Raw genomic sequence first — 21,934 nt, forward strand, 5'->3', positions numbered from 1 at the left:
AATCACCCAATCAGATTTTGAGGAACTTCAATTGGATCGACATTTTTCAATCCCTTATGTTCAGCAACAAGCTTGGCAGCACTTAAGCGCATATTATTGTTCTCAATAACCTGTTTACTGATTTTTTCAACTGCACCGGCTTTTTGGATTTCCGCTTGTAGGTCATCGCCTTTAAGATCTGGATTACTTAAACGATCAAGTTGTGCAAATAAAATAGAATTTAAATCTATAGGTGTATTCATTGTTGTATCTCCCACGGTGTATCGCTTGCCATTGTCAAATCTGATCGCCGTTGACTTACATAGCTTGTTAAACGTTCCTGAATTAGCGGATCACATTCGTTTATTTCTTCTTCAAGTTTGGAAAGGTCAATTAAAGTTTTGGCTTCTTCAATCCTTACCATTAATGATGATTGTGATTTTTCTGGTGGGTTGAATTCAGCTAAACGTTTGTGAATAGCATCCATAGCTGGCTTGCGCTCTTCCTCAGTCCAGTGCAAGGTATATTTATAAAGGGCGTTGGCTTCCTTAGGAGTTTTGACTATCTTTAATCGCTCTAATAACTCATCAAGAACAGATTGATAGGGATGCAATACAGGCGAACTAACATCTGTAATTAATGAGTCTTCTGAGGTGGTCAAATTTTCCTGAGACACGATTGTGGTAGGTTGGCTAAATTCAGCTAATTTGCTTTCTTTGGTCATCGTAATTTCAAGAATTTGTTCTGCTGAAAAATCCACCTTATCAACATTCAATAAAGTGCTTTCAACCTCAGCAGCAGTAGAGCAGGCACGCAAGCCATCTAGGTAAAGCTGCAATTCGGTTTCTATAGATATAACAGGCTTTGTCTCCACTATTTGTGGCGATTCTTGCTCAACATTCTTCTTGGTGTTTCTAGCTTTTTTTGGCTTTTCACTAAAACCGTCTTTGACTTCAATTTCTGTGATCATATTGCCAAAAGTCTTACCAAACGCCTGCAGCTGTAATTTCGCATTTTCTTCGTCAAGCTGAGCGAAGCCATTAGCTATGCTTAGACAAATATCACCATGTTCATGATCATACTTAGTACGGAGAATACAGGTAGGCATCACAATAAAAATTTCTTGGCCAGTTTCTAAATCATGCGGTTGAACAGGTTTAGTAAATTGAATATCTGCTAAAGTTAGATGTTCTCGTTTAATACAGAATTCATGATCATTTGTAAAAAACACTGTAGCAGGGAATTGATTTAGCTCATCAAAATCTAGCAATCCACCAATATGGCGACATAAAACTTTTTTTCCTGATTGCAATGCAGATATTGCTTCAACACCATTAAAAGTATGCATTATTTTTGTCCTTTTAAAGCTTTGATAAAATATGGATCCAGTTCGGGTTGTTTGAGTAGCCAATCAATATATGAATCTGGTAACTCATCGATGAGCTCACCTCTGTGTTTACCAAAGTTAATACGCTTAGGAATGCGGGCAATTTCAGACATTTGATAAAGTGAATTCATGTCTTTAATTGCAAGCTTTTCGACGATTGCTTGTAGAACCACACCAGTGAAATAAATATCCCAGCGAGCGTTATGCGCATTACGTAAATGCTTACGAGCTTTTTCTAAATCAGCACTCATAACGTGGTAATACATTGCTGTAAGGTTATGAGTTTCTAATTCATCCCAAACCATTCGAGCCAAAGCCAATGTACAAATACCCTTAACACTAATTGATGGATCACAAAGCTTGATTGCTTGAATGTCGTAATCAATATTGTGGCCAATCAAGTACTCTGTATTCTCTGGTAAGCGAAATACTTCATAACTTGGTTTGCCTGTGATATCAGTTTCCAAAATATGGTGAGTGGCCATGGAACCTAATTCGATAGGCTCAGGGCAAGAAAAATACTCATCAAAGGCCGAATTACCATCGATCCGCAATATCCCTTGTTCAAAAGAACAGGAGATATGTGCAATTTCAATTGGATAGCCATTTAAGCTATTGGTTTCAGTATCTAAAATTAATGCGCTCATGCAGACATACTCGTTTTAGCCATTTGATCGATTTCAGCTTTAACGGCTTCCAGTTTGCTTGCTTCAATTTGGGTGAGTGCATCTAAGCCAAAATGCTCACAGATATCTTTAATATCTAAACCACGTTCAGATATAAATGTTTGAAGCTCATCGCGCTGTGCATCTGAAATGATTGAAGGTAAAACTTCCAACTCCAGCCATTTTTTCTTTTCTTTGTTATAGGTTAGGCCTATTTGATACGCAAAATGCTTCATACATTCCCACATATCTTTAAAGAATGGGTGTTGCTGGTCCAAACCCTCTAATAGAACATTAAATTCAGAAGGGTACTGAGCCTCGCTACAAGATTTCTGCCATTGCTCCCATTCCATTTGAAGCTTCATGGTTTGTTGTTGTTCAGGTGTTAAGGTATTTAGATGATCTTTGGTCGCTTGAATAAGATTAGCCATAAATTGAGAATTTTCAGGTTTACGTAAATCAGGAACAATCACATTCCCCAAATTTCCTGAATCCTTTGTATGAAAGCCTTCACCACCTTTGAACTTAAGAACTCTATTGGAATTACCACGGCTATCTGTTTCCTCTGCCAAGTAAGCCATAGCATCAGCAAGGCGATAAATTTCCTGACGGTTCTTACCACCTAAATCGGGACGTACAAGAGTTAAAGTGTCGTTTTTATCCTCAGTTGCATGTGCAATAAAAACTACATCTTTGCCATAACCAATCAGCTTATTTACAAACAAGCTGAACATATTATTAGCTACACCTTGAACATTTAGCTTTAACGAACCGTCACTCTTAGTATTTTTATTATTGTTAGCAAGGTGTGATTTAATTAAATCAAGCACACGACCTATGGTGTCAAATACCACTGTATTGTATGGTGCCAAATCTGCCTCAGTAATATTTGCAATATCCATCCAGCTTTCAGCAACAACAACATCACCGCGACGATTTGCACCAGTACGATAAGCACCTTTATCTGCATCAATAACTAAAGGTTTATTTGCAGTCATACCCAGTGTTGTTTTGTACATACCAGGGTCACCATAGAAGTAAACCTTAATTGCATTAACTACTATAGGTTGAGCTGGTGTAATAATATTTAGAGCCATGGTATTAACCCCTTAATTATATTTAGCATTGTTGTGAGCAATGCGTTGATTTGCGGAATATGGAGTGCGCTTAAAGCAAGGTTTGTTGAATAATTCAGCTTTAGCTTTAAGTTTTTGGAATTTGCGTTCACGTTCGAAATTTATAAGAATCCAAGGTTTCTCTAAGTGCTCTGCGAATTCAATAAGAAACAAATAGCCTGATTTACTAACCCGGTAAATTTCGCCATTTTTCTGTATATATTCAGATGAATAAATACGCATGCGGAACTCGCCGTTTTCATCGCTTATGAATTCTGATTTTTTTGGAGTAGATGTATTCATTAGATTGCCTCCACTAATTTATTACGTTCTATATATCCGACAATAATTTGATTAATCATTCGGTGATCGTTGTAATCAGTGAAGTCGTTATATTCCTTGCCGTTAATGTCGTGGATCTCATCAATTGCTAAGTTGGTGATATCAACTGCAGTAAATTCGGAACCAGGAACTCCGTAGTTATCGGGATGAGTTTCAAAATCAAAGCTAACTTTAAGTAAGAAGCTATCAAGTTTTATAACGGCCAGGCCAGATGAATCAGAAATGACCTTTAAAGCTTGGATGCTATATGAAGAAGGGGCAGTGTTTGGAATAACTACTGCAGGTTTGTATTCAGTGGCTTTTTGGTCGTATGCAAGACCTATAACGCCAACAGTGAATAAACCACTAATTGCTGCTACTTTAATAAAGCTGGATGGCTGTACACGATGTGTAACAGCAGGGTTGATAGAATTTGGATTTGTGTTCATACTAATCTCACTCATTGAGTAAAAGCACATTTGATTTAGAGGTCCAATGTGCTTTTTTATTGTCTGGTGATATTTAATTTAGTATTTACTAATTATAATGTCAATAGTATTTACTAAATACTTAGCAAATAAATTTATTTTTATGTTTTAAAAGCCAAAAGAAAACCCACACAAGGTGGGTTTTACAACATTGAAATGCCTAGTTATCAACCAGTCCTTTGTATCCTAGATAATTAACACCAATTAAAGTGAGAATTAAAATTTGGAAAATAAAAAATAAGGGTATAAAACTAACAAGGAAATAAATGCATATCGCTAACGTATCTGAACATACAAACTCTATCAGACCAACATCTTGATTTAAGAAAAATAAAAATCTTAAAAGAGCCAAGGTTAAAGCTAGCAATAAACTTATACTTGCTAGGTAAGCAAAAAGCATTGTAAGAAAAACACGTCTAGTTAATTTTTGTTTAAAATTTTCTGAACGGTCTGGCTCTATCTTTAAGATATATGGGGCGTTTTTCTCATTAATGATTCGATCAATTGCTCTTTTATTAATTGCAGCAATTGCAGACAATGAAGCAATATAAAACCCCGGCAATATTGCTAACAATGTAAATAAATCTCCAAAACGTTCATTTGTAAAATAATTACCGTTCTTTAGATTAAAAGCACCCCATGTTGAAAGAATGCTAAACACCAATGCTAATCCTAGAGGTAAATATAATATTGCCTTCAAATGAGAGTTATCAGGATATTTTATCTTAAGAAAATCAAACACTCTAATCGCTTGATTTAACATAAGACCTCCTTAAAATTTAACACACTTCAAAAATTAGACTGCATAATTGCGAAGCATTGTCTGATTGAATTTGGTTGCTCAGATTCCAATCCATTGATCGTATTTATATCACGATCTGCCCAATTAAGATAAGCTCTTTTGGTTAATCCTAATGTTACATCATCAATAAACTCATACTTAGTTTCACTATCATTATGAAGATTTTTGATCATAAGATAGGTTTTTGGTGACGAACTAAATTCTTTTTTATAGTTATTCTTTGTCTGATCTAACCATTTTTTAAAAGTTATAGGAGTGAGCTTACTTAAAAATGAGTGGTTATCCTCAACAGTTATCCCAACGCTCTTAGTCTGTTTTTTTAATACACTATTTTGATCAAAGGATTGAGTAACTTTTGTTTCCTCAACTAGAGTAATACTCTGAAGAAGACCACGATTTACCGCCTCAATGATGCTACTAGTAGTTACAGCCGAAATATCGACTTGAGGTTTACACTTAATATTTTCTTGACTCATTGGATCTTTCGCAGACCAAAAATTATCAGGATAGATTAGATTAAATAGTTCAGTTATTAGAGCAGGTAGAAATTTAAAGCTCATTCCCGCAACTGCTTGAACACATAAATTAGATTCTGTTTTTGATACGGGATTCGTTTTTATAATTACATGTAATAGTGTTCTAAGACCATGTTCTTTTGGAATTTTTTGAGTTAAAACATTATTTTTCGCATTTTCAAGTATTCGAGGATCAACTTCTAAATCATTAAAAGTAAATAAAAGTTTATAACCATCTTTAATTTTGTCAATTGAAACCCATTTTATCCACTTTTTACCACTATTAAATTCTTTAATTATTTTTCCATGAATATTAAAGTCTTTTTTATTGAGCGTTAAATATGATTCGAGTTTTTGGCAAAAATCTAAAATTGAAATTTCTCCAAAAAAATACTGAGCATTATCTTTTCTGCGTAGTCGCGATTTATCGGCTCGCAAATGATAATAATCAAATCTAATATTAACAGCCATATTTTCCCCCTCCCGATCTATTATAGAGACTGCTTCGGGTTCGCAGTTTATGTTAATTAGCGTCTGGATGTTCTTGTTTGTGTTGACTTGGTGGGACAATATCAGTGATAGCTGTGATGCTTTCAACTTCATCCATGTCAAAAGTCAACCTGTCGCCGCCGTTGACTGCAAGTAAATTAAGAACATTGTTGTTTATTCCAATGAATTCTTTAATCGTACAACGCCCATCTTTTAAGCAAACTTGAACAAATTCAGTCGGTGTTAGCTCGGCATCTGGATCACATACAACGTACCAGCCATTGCGGATCGCTGGATACATTGAATCACCAGTACCTTTAATACCGTAGGCCTTCTCGCCAGCAGAGTGGGTTGGAACATAACCATCCCCACCATTGCCATCATATCCCATATCTGTGAAAAAACCGTCCATACCCATCTTGCTATAGGCTTTAACTGGAACCCATCTTTTTCTTATAACTAAAGGCTTTTCAATAACATTGGAGAATAAAACAGCATCTTCACTATCGGGGATGTTGTATTGCTTTTTGAACGCTTCGATATCTAGCTTTTTGAAATGTGCTGAGCTTTCAGCTTTAGCTTGATCTCTATCCAGCAAACCCTCCTCCCAGCCAACCTTGCGCTCTAAATTTCGAGCAGCTCTTTCACCAAAACTACCATGCCCATTTAATAGTTGAGAGATGTGGCTAGGATTTAAGTCATAGTGTTCGCAAAAAGCAACATCTGACTTAAACCCCTTCGAGGCAAGAACAGCATTGATAGCTGTGCGCAAATTTGTGCGTCTTAAAGCAGTTATATCCATGGGTAATATTTCATATAGTTTTTAGTAAAAAGTAAATTCGCATTTGCTAAATATGTGTTGACATATTTAATGATTGAAATTAGTATTTACTAAATATAACCAAAAAGGAGATCCAGATGTCTTCTAGAAACACACATCAACTCAAATCTTTTTTAGCAAATCTTACTCCTCAGGGAAAAGATGCTTTTGCCAAGCAGTGCTCAACAACGGTGGGTTACTTAAACCAAATCATGTACGGCAACAGCAAATGCAGCGCATCACTTGCGATCAAGATTGATAAAGAGAGCAATGGGTTGGTTAGTTGTGATCTGCTTTGCCCAGATGCTGACTTCAATTACATCAGACATCAAAATCCAACCCCTTTATTAAGTATCTCTTAGGCAGAAAAATTAATAAACGTGAAGAAATAAAAGGATTCACATATGGAAATCAATTTAAGCCGAGAAGCTCAAAACGCAATCTGGCAAATGATAAGCAATACACCAGGCTTCACGCCCAAAGATATTTCGCAGGTATTGGGTGATTCGCACAACACTATTTGCAATTACGCAAATATCAATATGCCCAACCATTTACCCAGTATTAAAAAGTTAGAAGCAATTCTTTATTACACCCAAAACCCAGCGCTTTTAAAAATTTGGGCTCATGAACTTGGCTTTGCATTAGTTCCTGTGACATGTGACCGCAGTAAACACCACGAATTGTCAATCTTTGAAGCAATGATGCAGCACAACATTAAGTCAGGAAAGACTAACAAAGCTGTATATGAAGCGTATGAGGATGGTGTAGTAACACCACAAGAATATGAAGAGATCCATCAATTGACATTGCATTTAATTGAATTGGCTACAGCTGTAGACCAAGCAGCTTTAAAACAAATGAAAAGATATACATCAGGCCCTGAAAAAGAAAAAGCCTGAGGCTCATATCCCAGGCTTTCCTATATCCATAACGAGGTGGAATGAATATGAGTTCAAATTTAGCACAAATTTCACTCATTTTAAAGAAGAAGCCTGATGTATCAGATCAGGCTTCCCGTAATTCACCGCGTACCCAATACACCCTAAACGACTTTTCGGAGTATCGAATGGACATCAATCTAGCACAAGAAAAAGAGCCAGGCAAATACATGAATGGCGATGTGGTTGTGTATTTGAATCACATCAAAATAAAAGACTTACAAACGGTAGAAGCGTATCAACCGAACAATCATTACTGGTTAGAAAGCGGTAAGTTGGTAAAGGAAGCTGATATACGTACAGCCACTTTGCCAGAGCTATTTCATAAACGCCGTTTAGATGAAATCGAGCAATCGATTGCGGAGGTTCCATGAATAGCCATTTTCAAATTAAACCTGAGCATAAGCAGACACAGGAAATCCAATCATTTTATGAACCAACTTTGCTTTTGTTGGACCACATTCATGACATCAAAAAAGGAAATTTAAGAATGCGTGGTTACAACGAAGAGAATGCAGCTGTAACCAAGGAAGAATTGGCCCAAAAGATGGCTTATCGATTCAAGATCACGATTTGGTTAGCGCATCAGGTTATTACGAGCTTGATCAAAGCTGAACAGGTCATTTCATTTGGTGGGTACGTAAAGCCTAAGGTCGGTGAATTATGAGCCTTGACGCAACTGTATGGGCTTGGAAAACAACTGTAGATGGTGCTAGTCAAAAGCTAGTACTTCTATCACTTGCTGATCGAGCTGGTGACGACCATAAGTGCTTTCCAAGTTTAAAACGGTTAGAGAAAGACACCACTTTAAATCGAAAAACGATTATCAAAGTTTTAGACGAACTTGAGCTTAAAAAGTTGATTAAATTTACAGGTGAAATTAAAGGGAATGGCGTAAAAGTCTATCAATTAATTGGTGTATTTGGACGTGAAGATAGTTCAGATACCAATACCAAAAAGGGGACTAGTACCAAAAATGACACTGGTGTTGATTTAGGCACTGGTTCCAAAAACGGTACTAGTACCAATAATGGAACTGGAACCAGTACCGATATTGGTACCGAGACCAGTACCAATTTTGGGACACAGAACCTCCCAAGGAATCTCTCATTAGAATCTAAAAATAAAAAAGACTGGCTTTGTTTGAAAAAACTTCGTTCTGAATTAGATCAAGCCGATCCCACGGTAGTGCCAAAGTCGATTATCGAAGCAAGTTGGTTTGAACGCGAGAAAAAAGCATTCGAACTTTTCAATGCTGGAAATAATCTTTGTGATGATCTTTTGATTTACCACTTTGCTGACACTCTTTTGAAAAACCGTCACAAATACGACAAAGCGCAAAATGGCAAATCAAGCGGTGAATCTGATTTAGTATTTTTCTCATCACCTCAACAGATTTACGTGTTTGCAAACAAACTTGCTCAACTTCCTGATGTCATCGATAAATTCAGTATGCCTGGTGAATCCTTTGAAAAACTAGCAAGCCGCATTGCTGCAAAACTCTCAGATCCAAATGAACTCCAAAACTGGAAATCACATCTGCAGGCAGTTGGATTTAAACCTAAGGGCAGAGGTGCTGCGTAGGTGGAAAGTATCTCAATCGCTGAATACCAAAAACTTTGCGGTGGTAGAACCAAGAAGAAATCTAACTCGAAGCGCAGTACTCGAGTTAAAACTCATCAAGGTGAAAGTATCGGTGAATCAACATTGGCCAACCAATTACGAGTTTTGAAAATTGGTTTTGAGCAAGAATATAAATTCCATCCTAAACGTAAGTGGCGTGCTGATTTTCACATTGTGGGCAAGAAGATATTGGTTGAGGTTGAAGGCGGTGTATGGAGCGGTGGGCGTCATACACGAGGAAAAGGTTATATCGGTGACATGGAGAAATACAATGCTGCTGTGGTAATGGGATACCAGGTATTACGGTTTAGTACAGAGCAAGTGAAATCAGGTTTAGCGGTTCAACAGATAGAAGCAATGGTAGGGGATTTATAACGATGGGTACTGTAGTTGCATCACAACATATTTTACAGGCAGTTGATTGGTCCCGTTTTGACTTAGAAGGCTGGTTATACCAGTTTGGTGCTTGGTTATATATCAATACATCTCAATCAGGAAAAAGTGTAAATCCGATCGCTGTGGCAATGGATAATGCTGTAAAGGTAAAGAAATATAAAAAGTTAAATGCAGAGCAAAAATTAAAAATTATTGCTGGTTACATGTTAGATGATTTTGAACAGCCAAAACCTAGAAAAACACGCCTTACTTGCGAAATCAATGACAATGAAGCAAGAGCCGTACAACGTTTAATTTTAGACCTACAAGGGCAATCTGAAATATTGGATGATTGGATGGATGCCGTGATCAGTAGATATTTTTATAGTTGCTCCTGGTCAGAGATGGTAACTGAAAAAAGAACGGGTGTTGATGCAAAATTTGATGTTAGATGTGGTTTAGCTGTGTTGCACAGCAGATATGTTTTTATAAAATTTAGAAAAAAATAAAAAAGATTTGTAAAAATAAAAAGCGCCGATTTCGAAAAATAGGCGCCTTATCTTATGATTAAAGCAAAAATATTATTGTTTTTCAGTTGTATTTTTGATTGTTTTTGTTATTCAAAGGGGGTGCTAATCAATTGAAAAACTATAAAAATTAAAATAACTTATAAAAATACTTGCAAGTATTACATTTTTTAAAATATTGAAATTTATAACTATTTTGGAGGTTTTATGTTTATTTTAGGAGAAGGTCGAGATGCTTTTAATAAATTTATGACAACAGTACTTTCCCAAATTTTGTTTGGTGGAATTTCACTGTTAGTTTTATATAGAGCTGTACAATTACCAATAGAATTTAGAACTTTTGTATTTTATGGCTTTACATCTTTCTTATGGGCACTATTCGCATTATGGATAGTTTGTAGTTACAAAGATTTTGTTGGAGCATTCCAAAATTACATAAAATCAAAACTACCAACTGTAGTAAAAACATCAGATAAAATAATGGTAATGGATATATGGGATATAGATCGAAAAATAGCAATTGAATACTGCTTTATCATCACATTAACAATAGGTGTTTTAGTATTTGTTTTCTTCGGTTCTGCTCTATCCGCTGTACAAATAGCTGAATCAATCAAAATGAAATAATTGATTTTGGTTTTGTTTTTATTGGCTTGACCTTGATCAATGTATATGGCATATTTCAGCTATAGTGGACGAAGTTATGGTAATCCACACAGTTTAAAAGTTGATTTTCAAACCCACTAAGTCCATCTCTAGTGGGTATTTTTTTGGTGAGATAATGAAATCCTTTTTTGTTAGACAGAACATGAATATTCTAAATGCTGCAATGACATTGGGTATTGATCTAGCAATGAGTGTTGATTATCCAGAACACTTCATTATTACATTACAAGAAGGCAAAATGCTTCTAGTTCCAGTCAATAGATGGGTTGTAGTTAATGATGATTTTGTTTCGGTTTTGATGGATGAAGAATACAAATCCATGTATGGATAACCCAACTAGTTATCACATAAGTGATTACTATTTAAAAGCTCACTTTAAGTGGGCTTTTTTTGCCACGTATAGTAAGAATTGGTTTGCATTATAGTTGGTTTTATGTAAAATGCGCCAAGTTTTTTGGGGTGTTTTATGTGGAATTTCATCAAAAGTTTTAATTGTATTAATACATATTTGTTTTTATCCTTGATATTGCTAGCTTTTGCGATAGGAATACATTTCCTTTAATTTATATTTTAGACGAATCAATAAAAACATTAATGTTAAACTCCCACCGATAAATAGGAAAACACATGAACATTTGCATCGGTGGCGAACAGAACGGTCAAGTTGTAGAGAAAAGCCCGAACGATTACTTTCAACAGTCAATCGTAATTGGTGAAAAGACATATAAGTTTTGGTTTTCAGATAAAGTAAGTTTTCATGATGCGTTTGTTGAGGCTGAGAAGCTGGCAAGGCAGGGTTGAAATAAAGGGCGCTTAGGCGTCTTTTTATTGAATACTCCCAATTTTATCTTTTAATTTCGGGATTTATGTATAATTAATCTACATAGAAAATGTAGAAGTTAGCATGAAAGTTATACCTGAATTACAAAATCACAAGCTAGATAACAATACTAAAATTTGGCGATACATGGATTTTACTAAATTTTTAGATTTAATTATTAATCAAAGACTTTACTTTAGACGAATTGATTTATTTGAAGACCCCTATGAAGGATACATTAGGGATGCCTATAAAGCAGGAGTGGAAAAAGATTACCTAGAAATTAAAACCGATTTAAACCTTCGAGATGATGAACATAAATCTTTAGTCTCGAGTCATTTTAATGGTTTAGAGTTAATCCCTTTGAACTCATATGCAAGTTGTTGGTATTTGGGTGTTTCTGAATCAGCGGCTATGTGGAAATTGTATGGTGCTACTTCAGACTGTATTGCTATTTGTAGTACCGTAAATGATTTAGCAGTAACATTGGACGAAAATAATGAAGAAGTAGAAACTGGCTGTTTGTATTTACAAAAAGTGGATTACATAAATCATTCCTCTCAACCTAGTCCAAAAAATTGGTTAAAACCAATGTTTGAAAAGCGAGAAAGTTTTGCACATGAAAATGAATTCAGAGCCTTATTTGTTTTAAATGATGGACTAAAATGTTTAAGTTGGCCAAATCACAAAATACCCTCTAAAGAAAATCTGAAAAGAATAAATGAAGATGGATTTTGCTTAGATATTAATGTCATTCAATTGGTTAAAAAAATCTATATTTCGCCTACAGCAAGTCCTTTGTTTCATGATCTAGTAGAAAAAGTCTTAAAACTTGTTGATTTAGACGGAATTGAGTGTGTCAAATCGGATTTATATAAACTGAAATAAAGTTAAGTTTAATATTAATTTTGAATATCAACCCCTTCCGAGGGGTTTTTTAATGCCTAGAGGAAAGTAAAGATGCCAAACGAAAAGCAAATTGAACAAGAAATTCAAGACAAAGGTCTGAACGCACCACGATTAACGCCTGATCTTATTGATAGTGTGATTGTTGATAAATATTTCTTTACAGCTGCAAATGCACAATGGGGTGCTGATCCAAATACGACAGCCTTGATTGGGATGCATAAGCAACTTGAAACATTAACTTTCTGTGTTTTGATTTTAAAGAATGGTTTCACAGTTACTGGTGAGTCTGCATGTGCAAGTCCTGAAAACTTTGATCCTGAAATTGGCAAAAAGATTGCGTACGAAAATTCCCGTAACAAGATTTGGCAACTGGAAGGCTATCTTCTTAAAGAAAAGCTGTATCAGGCTGAATTAAATAAATAATTCAGAACCTTTAGCTACGTTTACTTTGCCCCGAAAGGGGTTTTATTTTGTCTTGGAGAAAGTCATGCGTTCAAAAATTGCTTCATTGATTGGATTGGCTGCTAGTAGTTTAGGCATGAGTGCTACATATTCAGGTTTGACAAGTTATTCACCAGTCTTTCTTCGTTCACCAAGCCAAGAAACTAAATCAAAACCCAACAAGGTATCTCAAGCCAAAAGACGTAAGTATAAACGTCAAGGTCGGTTGTGATGAATCGAGTCGAAGCACAAAAGAACCTCAAACTACTCGAAGAAGATAAAGCACGCTTACTCTCACTTAATCATCTCAATTCCACTTGGGCGTTTAAGAATCAGTGTGAGTTGAGAGTGAAGCCGATTAATGAATGCATACGCAATCTAGAGGAAAGTCTAAGAATGTAAGAGGTCGAATGTGTGGATATATGGCTGAAAAATATATTAATATAGACAAGTCATTATTCTTATAAAACTTAAATGGATAAAATAAAACTTTTTGAATCATCGCTAGAAATGATTAGTGAACTCAAAGAAGAAATTATTTGCAGCGATGTAGTAGATTGTGGGCCAAGATTGGAATTGGTAGAACAGTGTATTTATATTTCTTTTGACCATGGGATTGGGGTAAATAATCTTTTAGCATTTAATTTACCTATTCAAGCTATGGTTCTGCTTAGGGCTCAGTTTGAATCTGTTGTTCGTGCTTATTGGTTATTTTTCTTAGCATCAGAAAACCAAGTTTCAAAGTTGAACTTTAGCAACACATTCGAAGAGCAGTTTATAAGTGATACTTGTCCTGGGCTTACTGAAATGTTAGATAAATTGAGTAAAGCAAATTTACCTGCAAAGCCAGTTATAGATCATTTGTGCGACTTTAAAAAATACCATCTTAAGCAGTTAAACTCTTTTGTGCATACAGGTAAACAGTCATTTACTAGAGGCATTATGGGTGTTAAAGATGAGATGCAAATTATATTAATGAAGCAATCTAATAATCTAGTGACTGCTGCTGCACAAATTATGCTTACTCTTACAGTTCCAGATAAACAGAAATTCATACATTACCTTCATGAAAAATATAGAAATTGTTTTTATCTAGATCAAGATGTAGATCCTGAAATAAGGGCTAGGGTGGAAAAATATTATACAGATGGTCATTTAAAATAAGCCTCCTCCGGGAGGTTTTTTATTGGGTCTTATTTATGGAAATTAACCAATACACCAACCTTACTAAAAAGAAGCCACTTAAAACAAAACTTAGAACAAGACCTTTACCTAAGGCAACTCAAAAGTATTTAGAAGCTGAAGAAACTCTATTTCAGGAACTAGAAGAGTACTTAATTGGTTATCGCCGTAAATTTCAGTTCGAATCAACTCGGAATTGGCGGTTTGATTTTTATATTGTGAAACTGAATTTACTCATTGAAATAGTTGGTAGCCCTTGGGCAATGGGTCGTGGCGGTAAGAAGATAGCAAATTCATTTAACAAATATGATTTGGCTGAAGATATGGGCTATAAGATTGAGCGCTTTCATCCTGATCAAATCCTATCTGGTTACGTTATAAAATTTATCAGTAATAAATTTGATTAATATTTTATATCCTTTGTTAAATTTTATTACATGATTTAATTTGCTATTTTAAGTGCGTTTAATTCCTAGTAACATACTTGGTATAGGTAATTCCCCAATTGCCTATATAATTTTATACCCACAGGCTTCCCCAAGATTGTGGGTTTTTTTATGGGTGATGTATGGAACAGATCAGACCATTTCCACCGACTGATTTTATTGATCAAGCTGAGGAAGAAGAAGCGATTCGCTTGGCACCTGCCGTGGATCTAAAAGAATGGGTGGTAAACAACTTTCTTATGCTTGGCGGTACACTTCATAATCCCGACCATGACCACATAGCAGAGCTATTACACGACGATGAAACCTTTTTAGCTTTCGCTTGGGCGTCATCTGCCGCCGTAGCTAAAAAACGGATGGTGTTAGGCCAGTGTGAAAAGGTGATGTTTAACCAGGGGGGATGGCGCAAAGCTCGGCAAGAGCAGCAAATGCGCGACTGGTTTGGATTTGTTCCTATTTATTTAATAACTGTCGATGCCAGTTTTTGTGAACGTGCGAACGACCGTGAATTTTGTGCTTTGATTGAGCATGAGCTTTACCATATCGGTGTAGAGCGTGATGAGGATGGGGAAATCCTTTACAGCGATCATACAGGCTTACCTAAGCATTATTTAGCTGGCCATGATGTAGAAGAGTTTATAGGCGTTGTCAAACGCTGGGGAGCAAGCGAAAACGTCAAGCGAATGGTAGAAGTCGCTAATAACCCGCCGTTTGTATCAGATTTAAATATTTCCAAGTGCTGTGGAACATGTTTGATTAAATGAAATATTCAAATTAATTTCTAATTTTTGAACTTCTGGACTTAAAATCATTTGAGTTTGATTTATATAGAAAAAATGAGATTGTATTTGTAAAGCATTTATTAAATAATCGCCTTTAAAAGATCTTTGGATTTATTAATGAAATATGATGTTGAAAGTTGTGAATATCTTTCTTTAGCTGGGACGATTAAAGCTCAAGTATTTGATAACTGGATAAATTATACTGGGAAAATAACCTCACATTCTCACTTCCTGAAAACCTCACGTTTAGAACAACTTAGTGACCAACAGTTGATTGAACTAAAAGAATTCTTACATCAATTGTGCGGTACTGATTTTGCTAATCACCAACTTTTTGCTGTGACTCCAGATGCAGTTGAAACAATGCAAAGGGGCTCTGACTCTTATTACGCAATCGATAAGATTAATGAAAAGCTTGGTTTTCTTCCCAATGATGATTTATTAATGAAAACCTTAGCTGAAGAATTAATGAAGTTTACTGATACCAATGTAAAATTTAATATGGTTGATCCAAGTAAAACTTTTTACCAGTATTTTAAAGGTGCAAGAATTGAAAATGAAAACACCCTGATTATTACAATCGTCATAGAAGAGTTGATTAAACCTAAAAAGCGTTTTTTTGGATTGTTCTAATGTTTAAATAGGTATTGTTAGAGATGAAAAAAAATAAATTAACAATCAATTATCAGAAAGTACAAGCTTCGATAATACCTGACCAAACCTCTTTTAATGGAGGTAGATTGGTTCAAACTGACAGGGGGGTAGTACCAATCAAGGATAGTAACGTTGGGGACAATAATAAATCACATACCTGTTTTGCTGCGGGCACTATGGTACATACTGAGCAAGGGCTTATCGCTATTGAACAACTTAAGGTTGGAGATAAAGTTTTATCTAAGGCTGCAGATGGTAGTGGTGAACTTGTTTATAAACGAATTCGTAAAACCACGACTACAGATAATGTTCCAATATTCCTTATGGAGTTTGATCACTACGTTGATCCGAAGCTACCGATTAAAGAGCGTTTTAAATTAAGAAGAACTCTAGATCAACAGGCAATACCATCTTCATTATTTGTTACAGCTTGTCACCCATTTTGGACAATTAATCAAGGCTGGTTACCAGCAGAAAATTTAACTCCTCAAGATCCTATGGTGATTAAAGATGGTAACAAATTTATTAGCTATGGTGGAGGCGGTTATGATGGTAAATATAAAGGCATAACTCCGTTACTAAAAACGAATAAAGCCGGTTTTGGTTATATTGTTGACTATAGTGATGAGACTGGGCAATCAGGAGGACGCTTTATTGATTTAATCACAGGTGAGAGAGACTACAGTGACCCAGCCTATAGACCAATAATTGATAAACTCTGGATAAATGATCATGAATGGGAACAACGTTTAATTGATCAGACTCCAGAAGAACATCGAGAAGATGCTGAATTTTATGGATTTAGACAGGGTCATTGGCGCGACCCAGATACAGTAGAATGGAGTGAAGGTGAAGGCCCTCTCACCATGACGGTTTATAATATTGAAGTTGAGGACACTCATACTTACTTTGTCGGTGATGCGGGAATTTGGGTGCACAACTGAGGAGGATAGGAAACATTTTTCGAAAAGTCTAACTGTTGAAAACTTTCAGAAATTGTTTCCTGCCGTAATGAAATATTGGATAAATGATAGCTTTAGAATTGATGAAACTTAATAAAATCAACATTGACGCCTGATCATTTTTTGACTTTTGTAAGAGGTCTATTATTTATCAAGCACCCCCTTAATAGGGGATTTTTTTTATCTATTTTGGTTGACGTAGGTTGACAGGATAAAGGTTATGGCGGCACTAAAAAAAGAGGTAAAACTTTTTATAGTTCGTTCACTTGCCGTATTTAACACACCAACTGAAACAGTAGAGCTCGTCAACCAAGAATACGGGGTAGTTGTTACTAAACAGCAATGTGAAAAATATGACCCAACAAAACGGGCTGGCGAGAATCTGAGTGAAGAATTAAAAAAAGATTTTGAAAAGACGCGTGAAATGTTTTTAGGTAAACCTGAAAGTATTCCTATAGCAAATTTAGCAGTGCGACTTCAACGATTAGAGAATCAATACCAAAAGCACTCAAAGAATCGAGTAGCTGCTTTAAATATTCTTAAACAAGCTGCAGAAGATGTGGGTGGTAAATATACCAATCGTCAAGAAATCACTGGTAAGGGAGGTGAGCCACTTCAAACCTCTCTAGTGCAAGCTACCCAAGAACAAGTAAATGAAGCGGTTAGGAGGGCACAAGAGGAGTATTAAATGAATCTGCAAACACATGTAGAAAAGACTTTGTGCGAGCAAGAGCATTTGTATTTCACACGCCGTTTTTTCAAACCAAGAATGGGGTTTAAGTTCATTGTGAATTGGCACCATGAATATGTTGCTTGGCTTATAGATGAGGTAGTTAAGGGTAACATTGCAAACCTTGTTATTAACGTTCCACCAGGTGCTGGTAAAACCGAATTAACTACAAATCTAATTGCACGGGGTATTGGTTTAAATCCACGCTCAAGGTTCTTGTATTTATCTTATTCTCAGTCGCTGGTGGAGGATGTTTCATCCACAGCTCGAAACATAGTGAAATCAGATGATTTCCAGCAAATGTGGAAGACAAATATATCGACAAGCACAGATGCTAAGGCAAGCTGGAAAACCACTGTAGATGGTTATGAAGCAGGACATATTTATGCTGCTTCAATGGGTGGTCAGGTAACGGGTCGCCGTGCTGGGACCTTAGCTGATGATGGTTTTACTGGCTGCATCATTCTAGATGATCCGTTAAAGCCTGAAGACGCATTTAGTAAGCCTGCAAGAGATAAGGCTAATCGAAAAATTCTTAACACCGTCAATTCACGAAAAGCAAAGTCAGGAACACCAATCATTATGATCATGCAGCGTCTTCATTCAGAAGATCCTACAAATTTCGTTATGTCTGGAAATGTACCAGGGGATTGGGCTCAAGTTTCGATTCCCGCTTTGATTGATGATGAATACATTCAGTCACTGCCTAATCATATTCAAATGCTTGTCCCTAGAAATGTTGAAAGGGATGAAAAGGGCCGACAAAGCTATTGGCCACAAAAAGAATCATTAAATTCCTTACTGCAACTTGAGAAAGGTGGCAAGGATAAAGATGGTGCAATCGTTTCTAGATATACATTTGGCAGTCAATACCAGCAACAACCTAAGAAATTAGGTGGTGATTTAATCAAAGCAGAATGGTTCGGTTATTACAAAGAATTACCGCCGTTACAGTGGCGTGCAATCTATGTCGATACAGCTCAAAAAACTAAAGAGCATAACGACTATACCGTCTTTCTACTCGTTGGGCTTGGGATTGATGGGAAGCTCTATTTGATAGATCTTTTACGTGGTAAATGGGAAGCCCCTGAAATGAACCGTCAGGCGCAGAAGTTTATCGATAAACACAAAGATTATACCTATGAGTTAAGACCAATCCGCTGGATGAAGGTCGAAGATAAAGCCCATGGAACTCAACTTATTCAAAATCTAGGTACTTATTCAGGTGTTCCAGTATTACCTGTGCAGCGCGGTACGGATAAATTGACTCGCTTTATGGATATACAGGTACCACTTGAACATGACTATGAAAATAAACCAGAAGACCGGTTCGTAATGCTACCAATGAACTCAAAATGGATTGCTGATTTCACTGAAGAGTGTGAGGCATTCAATGCTGCGATGACTCACGATCATGATGACCAAGTTGATACCTTAATCGATGCAGTCGAAGAGGCAACAGTCATGCTGAATTATCAACCTCCAATGGCAGGCTAAAATGGCTAAGAAAAGTAAGAAAAAGGAAGTAGATAGCCCTCTATCTGTTGGTGGGCATTTATACACTCAACAAGCGGAAACAGCATTTTTAAACTTCTTAACACGTATGCCAGATGTTGATGAAGTATTAAGAAAGGCTGGCGTATCTCGTCATCGTTTATCTGTGTTGATGTACGATGATGAAATTTATCAGTGTGTCGAAAAGCGTCAGGATAAACTTGAGAGTTCGCCGTTTAGACTAGACCCTGAAAGCGGTGTAAAAGACGGTATTCAAACCAAAATTCTGATTCAACAATTGACCAGATGGTGGTCTGAGTTAGTTTTAGGCACTCAGAATGCGCGGTGGTACGGTTTTTCGGTAATTGAAGCTGTATATGATAAGGATATGCTACATGTTGAAGGTGATGTGATTACGCCTTTCGTTGGATGGAAATGGATAGGCGTAAAGCCTATGCAATGGTTCGATCCTAAGAATGATGGAAGATTATTACTATTGCAAAATTTTAATGATCAAAATCGTGATATTGAGTGTAATCAACAATTCAAACATTTTTTAACTCAATGTAAGCCTACTTATGAGAATCCGTTAGGTGAGGCACTTTTCAGTCGTTTGTACTGGTTGTGGTTTTTTAAAAATGGAACGACTAAGTTTTGGGCTAAATTTGTTGAGCGCTTTGGTAATCCATTGCTATTGGGTAAATCAGCACAAGTCAAAGAAATGATGTCAGCATTATTAAATGCTCATGCAAGCTCTGTTTTATCGATAAACAACAATGAATCAGTTGAGTTACTTTCATCTGCTTCAAGTGGTAATGGTGGATCTGCGGCCTTTGAATCATTTGATAAGAAGATTGAGAGAAGCATTCAAAAAGTTGTATTGGGACAAACTCTTACGAGTGGTACAGATGGTGCAGGATCTAGAGCACTAGGAGAGGTTCACTTAGAAGTCCAAAACAATAAAGTCAATGCTGACATTCGAATGATTACATCGACGATTCAAGCAATCATAGATGCACTATGTGCATTGAATGGATGGGAACGTCATACGGTAGTGATTGGTGATGAAAAATCATTAAAAGCAGATCAAGCTGAGCGTGATGTAAAACTTAAAAATGCTGGGGCAAATTTAACGAATCAGTATTTCCAACGTGAATATGATCTGATTGACGGTGATGTGGCTGTTGCAAGTGAAACCAACACTTTGCCTACTCCTCAATTTCATGCACTCCCTAAAAATTCATTCAATTTTAAAGCTCATAGTCAAAACTTAAAGCCTGAGCAGATTGAGCTTGAAGATATTGCTAAAAATCAGTCTAAGGTTCTTTTATCTGAATCAGAACTTGAATTAATCGTATCTGAATCAGCGGACACAAACGATTTGGTATCTAAGTTGTATTCAGCAACTAAAGGTTCATCAGTGGAAGATTTCGAACTCACGATGTCGAGAGCATTATTTATGTCTGATGTGATGGGATATATACATGCCAGGCAAGGAAAATAGACATGACTGATTATGTAGAAGCCTTGAAGTATGCGCGCAGTCGCAATGTCGTTTTACCTGAAGAGTTTTACTTGCTTGATCTTAAAACAAGGCATTACTCAGCTACAGTAAGTCGATTGGCTTCTATCGATCAAATCAAGACTGTTTTGGAGCTGGTAAATAAATCAACTGAAGATGGTTCAACTTTTGATGAGTTTAAGAAACTTATAGCTAAGGAGGGCATTGATCTCTCAGATCATCATCTAGCAAATATCTATCGTACTAACATGCAGATGGCCTATGCACATGGGAGATGGACACAGCAACAGGCTAACAAGGAATCACGACCATATTTGATGTATGTTGCGATTAATGATAGCCGGGTAAGACCAACTCACCTTAAGTTAAACAACATCATTAGGCACATTGATGATCCACTTTGGACTCTGTATTACCCGCCGTGGGATTTTATGTGTCGTTGCCATGTAATTGCTTTAACTAAGAAGCAAGCAGAGAAATACGGTATTACCTCAGATGAAGATCTACCAGAAGTTGCACGCAATTTAGGTTGGAGTTTTAATCCTGCGACTTGGGGCTCGAATTTAAATGAAGTGCTTGATCAAAAAATAGCAGACAATCTTTTAGATCTTCCATACACATCTGAAATTCTTGATATTAAGAATACTGCTTTGCTTGAGCAAGATGTTGAAAAAGCAATTGTTGATTCATTTAAACCACTTGAGGAATCTAACCGAAAAATCTTAGATGATTTTTTAGATACAGTGATTGATAGTGGCAAAGATATAGCACCATCTGCACCGCGCTTTGTTGTGGAGCTTGCAGCTGAAGATGAGAATCTAACCAAACTATTGAAAGATGCTGTAACCAAGAAAGGCACTGATAGAAAATCTAAATCTATTTGGGATTGGATGAATGATTCATTTCAATCAATGCTTGGATTTGCAAAGAACCTTAAAAATAAGATCACTGGAAACAATATCAAAGGTTTTGATTCATTCAATTTGCAGAAGGATAATGTGATCGGTATTCAAACACCTACTTTGTTTAAAACAGCTGAAAATGCAGGTAAAACAATCACAATTTTGGATATGAAAGGCCATGCAATTGATCTATCGAAAATTCAAGGATTAGATGGTGCTCTGTTAGCACCTGATTTGAATCTACAAGTGGTTGATGTGACCAGTGAATCAATCATACTCAAGCGCACTGAAGAGAAAGCTACTCGGTTATTTATAGCCCGAAATACAATATACAGTGTTTAAATTATTGAAAATTCAAGACCACCTTAATAGGTGGT

Annotated in this window: 32 protein-coding genes; 23 read left to right on the forward strand and 9 right to left on the reverse strand. The window is 36.3% G+C overall.

Going from position 1 to position 21,934, the window contains the following annotated elements:
• Window positions 1-2: 2 nt before the first annotated feature.
• The 9 genes from MTO68_RS09885 to MTO68_RS09925 form a co-directional block, all read right to left on the reverse strand.
• Window positions 3-242, reverse strand: coding sequence for a hypothetical protein (locus MTO68_RS09885; RefSeq protein ID WP_234623913.1), 240 nt, complete (start codon window positions 240-242; stop codon window positions 3-5).
• Complete coding sequence (locus tag MTO68_RS09890; protein WP_234623914.1) at window positions 239-1,327, reverse strand: hypothetical protein; 1,089 nt, start codon at window positions 1,325-1,327, stop codon at window positions 239-241. Before MTO68_RS09890 ends, MTO68_RS09885 begins: the two co-directional genes overlap by 4 nt.
• Window positions 1,327-2,013 (reverse strand): 3'-5' exonuclease, encoded by a 687-nt coding sequence (locus tag MTO68_RS09895; protein WP_234623915.1) that lies wholly within the window; start codon window positions 2,011-2,013, stop codon window positions 1,327-1,329. The genes MTO68_RS09890 and MTO68_RS09895 overlap by 1 nt, the downstream gene beginning before the upstream one ends.
• Window positions 2,010-3,128: an ATP-binding protein gene (locus MTO68_RS09900; RefSeq protein ID WP_234623916.1), complete on the reverse strand. Its 1,119-nt coding sequence runs from the start codon at window positions 3,126-3,128 to the stop codon at window positions 2,010-2,012. The genes MTO68_RS09895 and MTO68_RS09900 overlap by 4 nt, the downstream gene beginning before the upstream one ends.
• A gap of 12 nt (window positions 3,129-3,140) precedes the next feature.
• Window positions 3,141-3,449: a hypothetical protein gene (locus MTO68_RS09905; RefSeq protein WP_244015772.1), complete on the reverse strand. Its 309-nt coding sequence runs from the start codon at window positions 3,447-3,449 to the stop codon at window positions 3,141-3,143.
• Window positions 3,449-3,916, reverse strand: coding sequence for a hypothetical protein (locus tag MTO68_RS09910; RefSeq protein WP_244015773.1), 468 nt, complete (start codon window positions 3,914-3,916; stop codon window positions 3,449-3,451). The genes MTO68_RS09905 and MTO68_RS09910 overlap by 1 nt, the downstream gene beginning before the upstream one ends.
• 199 nt (window positions 3,917-4,115) lie before the next feature.
• Window positions 4,116-4,718 (reverse strand): hypothetical protein, encoded by a 603-nt coding sequence (locus tag MTO68_RS09915; RefSeq protein WP_244015774.1) that lies wholly within the window; start codon window positions 4,716-4,718, stop codon window positions 4,116-4,118.
• Between the two features lie 26 nt (window positions 4,719-4,744).
• Window positions 4,745-5,743: a hypothetical protein gene (locus MTO68_RS09920; RefSeq protein ID WP_244015775.1), complete on the reverse strand. Its 999-nt coding sequence runs from the start codon at window positions 5,741-5,743 to the stop codon at window positions 4,745-4,747.
• Between the two features lie 52 nt (window positions 5,744-5,795).
• The gene (locus MTO68_RS09925) at window positions 5,796-6,563 is read right to left on the reverse strand and encodes a S24 family peptidase (RefSeq protein ID WP_244015776.1); all 768 of its coding nucleotides are present in this window, start codon (window positions 6,561-6,563) and stop codon (window positions 5,796-5,798) included.
• Window positions 6,564-6,679: 116 nt separating this feature from the next.
• On the opposite strand from MTO68_RS09925, the gene MTO68_RS09930 reads away from it, so the two are divergent.
• From MTO68_RS09930 to MTO68_RS10040, 23 genes are all read left to right on the forward strand, one after another.
• Window positions 6,680-6,943 carry a helix-turn-helix domain-containing protein gene (locus MTO68_RS09930; protein WP_244015777.1) on the forward strand — a complete coding sequence of 88 codons (264 nt, stop codon included), beginning with the start codon at window positions 6,680-6,682 and terminating at the stop codon, window positions 6,941-6,943.
• Between the two features lie 42 nt (window positions 6,944-6,985).
• The gene (locus tag MTO68_RS09935; protein ID WP_244015778.1) at window positions 6,986-7,483 is read left to right on the forward strand and encodes a phage regulatory CII family protein; all 498 of its coding nucleotides are present in this window, start codon (window positions 6,986-6,988) and stop codon (window positions 7,481-7,483) included.
• Between the two features lie 167 nt (window positions 7,484-7,650).
• Window positions 7,651-7,896, forward strand: a complete 246-nt coding sequence (locus tag MTO68_RS09940) for a hypothetical protein (RefSeq protein WP_244015779.1) — start codon at window positions 7,651-7,653, stop codon at window positions 7,894-7,896.
• The gene (locus tag MTO68_RS09945) at window positions 7,893-8,189 is read left to right on the forward strand and encodes a hypothetical protein (protein WP_244015780.1); all 297 of its coding nucleotides are present in this window, start codon (window positions 7,893-7,895) and stop codon (window positions 8,187-8,189) included. The genes MTO68_RS09940 and MTO68_RS09945 overlap by 4 nt, the downstream gene beginning before the upstream one ends.
• Window positions 8,186-9,106, forward strand: a complete 921-nt coding sequence (locus tag MTO68_RS09950; RefSeq protein ID WP_244015781.1) for a helix-turn-helix domain-containing protein — start codon at window positions 8,186-8,188, stop codon at window positions 9,104-9,106. The genes MTO68_RS09945 and MTO68_RS09950 overlap by 4 nt, the downstream gene beginning before the upstream one ends.
• Complete coding sequence (locus MTO68_RS09955) at window positions 9,107-9,520, forward strand: DUF559 domain-containing protein (protein ID WP_244015782.1); 414 nt, start codon at window positions 9,107-9,109, stop codon at window positions 9,518-9,520.
• A gap of 2 nt (window positions 9,521-9,522) precedes the next feature.
• Window positions 9,523-10,029, forward strand: a complete 507-nt coding sequence (locus tag MTO68_RS09960; protein ID WP_244015783.1) for a hypothetical protein — start codon at window positions 9,523-9,525, stop codon at window positions 10,027-10,029.
• A gap of 225 nt (window positions 10,030-10,254) precedes the next feature.
• Window positions 10,255-10,674 (forward strand): hypothetical protein, encoded by a 420-nt coding sequence (locus MTO68_RS09965; protein WP_244015784.1) that lies wholly within the window; start codon window positions 10,255-10,257, stop codon window positions 10,672-10,674.
• Window positions 10,675-10,855: 181 nt separating this feature from the next.
• On the forward strand, window positions 10,856-11,044 hold the full coding sequence (locus tag MTO68_RS09970) for a hypothetical protein (RefSeq protein WP_244015785.1): 189 nt from the start codon (window positions 10,856-10,858) through the stop codon (window positions 11,042-11,044).
• A 296-nt stretch (window positions 11,045-11,340) separates the two neighbouring features.
• Complete coding sequence (locus MTO68_RS09975; RefSeq protein ID WP_234622618.1) at window positions 11,341-11,514, forward strand: hypothetical protein; 174 nt, start codon at window positions 11,341-11,343, stop codon at window positions 11,512-11,514.
• A gap of 103 nt (window positions 11,515-11,617) precedes the next feature.
• Window positions 11,618-12,421 (forward strand): hypothetical protein, encoded by an 804-nt coding sequence (locus MTO68_RS09980; RefSeq protein ID WP_244015786.1) that lies wholly within the window; start codon window positions 11,618-11,620, stop codon window positions 12,419-12,421.
• 72 nt (window positions 12,422-12,493) lie between these two features.
• Entirely contained in the window at window positions 12,494-12,865 is a 372-nt protein-coding gene (locus MTO68_RS09985) for a Gp49 family protein (RefSeq protein ID WP_244015787.1), read from the forward strand.
• A 64-nt stretch (window positions 12,866-12,929) separates the two neighbouring features.
• Complete coding sequence (locus MTO68_RS09990) at window positions 12,930-13,115, forward strand: hypothetical protein (protein WP_244015788.1); 186 nt, start codon at window positions 12,930-12,932, stop codon at window positions 13,113-13,115.
• The gene (locus MTO68_RS09995; protein WP_244015789.1) at window positions 13,115-13,285 is read left to right on the forward strand and encodes a hypothetical protein; all 171 of its coding nucleotides are present in this window, start codon (window positions 13,115-13,117) and stop codon (window positions 13,283-13,285) included. The genes MTO68_RS09990 and MTO68_RS09995 overlap by 1 nt, the downstream gene beginning before the upstream one ends.
• 72 nt (window positions 13,286-13,357) lie before the next feature.
• Window positions 13,358-14,047, forward strand: a complete 690-nt coding sequence (locus MTO68_RS10000; protein ID WP_244015790.1) for a hypothetical protein — start codon at window positions 13,358-13,360, stop codon at window positions 14,045-14,047.
• Between the two features lie 35 nt (window positions 14,048-14,082).
• A complete protein-coding gene (locus MTO68_RS10005) occupies window positions 14,083-14,472 on the forward strand; it encodes a hypothetical protein (protein WP_244015791.1) in 390 nt (129 codons plus the stop codon).
• Between the two features lie 161 nt (window positions 14,473-14,633).
• A complete protein-coding gene (locus MTO68_RS10010; RefSeq protein WP_244015792.1) occupies window positions 14,634-15,275 on the forward strand; it encodes a putative metallopeptidase in 642 nt (213 codons plus the stop codon).
• A gap of 135 nt (window positions 15,276-15,410) precedes the next feature.
• Window positions 15,411-15,926, forward strand: a complete 516-nt coding sequence (locus MTO68_RS10015; protein WP_244015793.1) for a hypothetical protein — start codon at window positions 15,411-15,413, stop codon at window positions 15,924-15,926.
• Window positions 15,927-15,949: 23 nt separating this feature from the next.
• Window positions 15,950-16,891, forward strand: a complete 942-nt coding sequence (locus tag MTO68_RS10020) for a Hint domain-containing protein (protein ID WP_244015794.1) — start codon at window positions 15,950-15,952, stop codon at window positions 16,889-16,891.
• Between the two features lie 238 nt (window positions 16,892-17,129).
• Entirely contained in the window at window positions 17,130-17,597 is a 468-nt protein-coding gene (locus tag MTO68_RS10025; protein WP_154130593.1) for a DUF2280 domain-containing protein, read from the forward strand.
• Window positions 17,598-19,136: a phage terminase large subunit gene (gene terL / locus MTO68_RS10030; RefSeq protein WP_244015795.1), complete on the forward strand. Its 1,539-nt coding sequence runs from the start codon at window positions 17,598-17,600 to the stop codon at window positions 19,134-19,136.
• Window position 19,137: 1 nt separating this feature from the next.
• On the forward strand, window positions 19,138-20,637 hold the full coding sequence (locus MTO68_RS10035) for a DUF935 family protein (protein WP_244015796.1): 1,500 nt from the start codon (window positions 19,138-19,140) through the stop codon (window positions 20,635-20,637).
• Window positions 20,638-20,639: 2 nt separating this feature from the next.
• On the forward strand, window positions 20,640-21,899 hold the full coding sequence (locus MTO68_RS10040; RefSeq protein WP_244015797.1) for a phage minor head protein: 1,260 nt from the start codon (window positions 20,640-20,642) through the stop codon (window positions 21,897-21,899).
• Window positions 21,900-21,934 lie beyond the last annotated feature (35 nt).

Source organism: Acinetobacter sp. NyZ410 (assembly GCF_022828975.1).
Taxonomy (GTDB): domain Bacteria; phylum Pseudomonadota; class Gammaproteobacteria; order Pseudomonadales; family Moraxellaceae; genus Acinetobacter; species Acinetobacter guillouiae.

Excerpts from the sequence above, each read along its gene's own strand:
- MTO68_RS09975 (WP_234622618.1), top strand. The coding sequence starts at position 11,341 with ATGAACATTTGCATCGGTGGCGAACAGAACGGTCAAGTTGTAGAGAAA.
- MTO68_RS09905 (WP_244015772.1), bottom strand. The coding sequence starts at position 3,449 with ATGAATACATCTACTCCAAAAAAATCAGAATTCATAAGCGATGAAAAC.
- MTO68_RS10020 (WP_244015794.1), top strand. The coding sequence starts at position 15,950 with ATGAAAAAAAATAAATTAACAATCAATTATCAGAAAGTACAAGCTTCG.
- MTO68_RS10005 (WP_244015791.1), top strand. The coding sequence starts at position 14,083 with ATGGAAATTAACCAATACACCAACCTTACTAAAAAGAAGCCACTTAAA.
- MTO68_RS09985 (WP_244015787.1), top strand. The coding sequence starts at position 12,494 with ATGCCAAACGAAAAGCAAATTGAACAAGAAATTCAAGACAAAGGTCTG.
- MTO68_RS09965 (WP_244015784.1), top strand. The coding sequence starts at position 10,255 with ATGTTTATTTTAGGAGAAGGTCGAGATGCTTTTAATAAATTTATGACA.
- MTO68_RS09885 (WP_234623913.1), bottom strand. The coding sequence starts at position 242 with ATGAATACACCTATAGATTTAAATTCTATTTTATTTGCACAACTTGAT.
- MTO68_RS09920 (WP_244015775.1), bottom strand. The coding sequence starts at position 5,743 with ATGGCTGTTAATATTAGATTTGATTATTATCATTTGCGAGCCGATAAA.
- MTO68_RS10015 (WP_244015793.1), top strand. The coding sequence starts at position 15,411 with ATGAAATATGATGTTGAAAGTTGTGAATATCTTTCTTTAGCTGGGACG.
- MTO68_RS09895 (WP_234623915.1), bottom strand. The coding sequence starts at position 2,013 with ATGAGCGCATTAATTTTAGATACTGAAACCAATAGCTTAAATGGCTAT.
- MTO68_RS09915 (WP_244015774.1), bottom strand. The coding sequence starts at position 4,718 with ATGTTAAATCAAGCGATTAGAGTGTTTGATTTTCTTAAGATAAAATAT.
- MTO68_RS09935 (WP_244015778.1), top strand. The coding sequence starts at position 6,986 with ATGGAAATCAATTTAAGCCGAGAAGCTCAAAACGCAATCTGGCAAATG.
- MTO68_RS09990 (WP_244015788.1), top strand. The coding sequence starts at position 12,930 with ATGCGTTCAAAAATTGCTTCATTGATTGGATTGGCTGCTAGTAGTTTA.
- MTO68_RS09980 (WP_244015786.1), top strand. The coding sequence starts at position 11,618 with ATGAAAGTTATACCTGAATTACAAAATCACAAGCTAGATAACAATACT.
- MTO68_RS10000 (WP_244015790.1), top strand. The coding sequence starts at position 13,358 with ATGGATAAAATAAAACTTTTTGAATCATCGCTAGAAATGATTAGTGAA.
- MTO68_RS09945 (WP_244015780.1), top strand. The coding sequence starts at position 7,893 with ATGAATAGCCATTTTCAAATTAAACCTGAGCATAAGCAGACACAGGAA.
- terL (WP_244015795.1), top strand. The coding sequence starts at position 17,598 with ATGAATCTGCAAACACATGTAGAAAAGACTTTGTGCGAGCAAGAGCAT.
- MTO68_RS09960 (WP_244015783.1), top strand. The coding sequence starts at position 9,523 with ATGGGTACTGTAGTTGCATCACAACATATTTTACAGGCAGTTGATTGG.
- MTO68_RS09925 (WP_244015776.1), bottom strand. The coding sequence starts at position 6,563 with ATGGATATAACTGCTTTAAGACGCACAAATTTGCGCACAGCTATCAAT.
- MTO68_RS09995 (WP_244015789.1), top strand. The coding sequence starts at position 13,115 with ATGAATCGAGTCGAAGCACAAAAGAACCTCAAACTACTCGAAGAAGAT.
- MTO68_RS09930 (WP_244015777.1), top strand. The coding sequence starts at position 6,680 with ATGTCTTCTAGAAACACACATCAACTCAAATCTTTTTTAGCAAATCTT.
- MTO68_RS10035 (WP_244015796.1), top strand. The coding sequence starts at position 19,138 with ATGGCTAAGAAAAGTAAGAAAAAGGAAGTAGATAGCCCTCTATCTGTT.
- MTO68_RS10010 (WP_244015792.1), top strand. The coding sequence starts at position 14,634 with ATGGAACAGATCAGACCATTTCCACCGACTGATTTTATTGATCAAGCT.
- MTO68_RS09910 (WP_244015773.1), bottom strand. The coding sequence starts at position 3,916 with ATGAACACAAATCCAAATTCTATCAACCCTGCTGTTACACATCGTGTA.
- MTO68_RS10025 (WP_154130593.1), top strand. The coding sequence starts at position 17,130 with ATGGCGGCACTAAAAAAAGAGGTAAAACTTTTTATAGTTCGTTCACTT.
- MTO68_RS09900 (WP_234623916.1), bottom strand. The coding sequence starts at position 3,128 with ATGGCTCTAAATATTATTACACCAGCTCAACCTATAGTAGTTAATGCA.
- MTO68_RS09890 (WP_234623914.1), bottom strand. The coding sequence starts at position 1,327 with ATGCATACTTTTAATGGTGTTGAAGCAATATCTGCATTGCAATCAGGA.
- MTO68_RS09950 (WP_244015781.1), top strand. The coding sequence starts at position 8,186 with ATGAGCCTTGACGCAACTGTATGGGCTTGGAAAACAACTGTAGATGGT.
- MTO68_RS09970 (WP_244015785.1), top strand. The coding sequence starts at position 10,856 with ATGAATATTCTAAATGCTGCAATGACATTGGGTATTGATCTAGCAATG.
- MTO68_RS10040 (WP_244015797.1), top strand. The coding sequence starts at position 20,640 with ATGACTGATTATGTAGAAGCCTTGAAGTATGCGCGCAGTCGCAATGTC.
- MTO68_RS09940 (WP_244015779.1), top strand. The coding sequence starts at position 7,651 with ATGGACATCAATCTAGCACAAGAAAAAGAGCCAGGCAAATACATGAAT.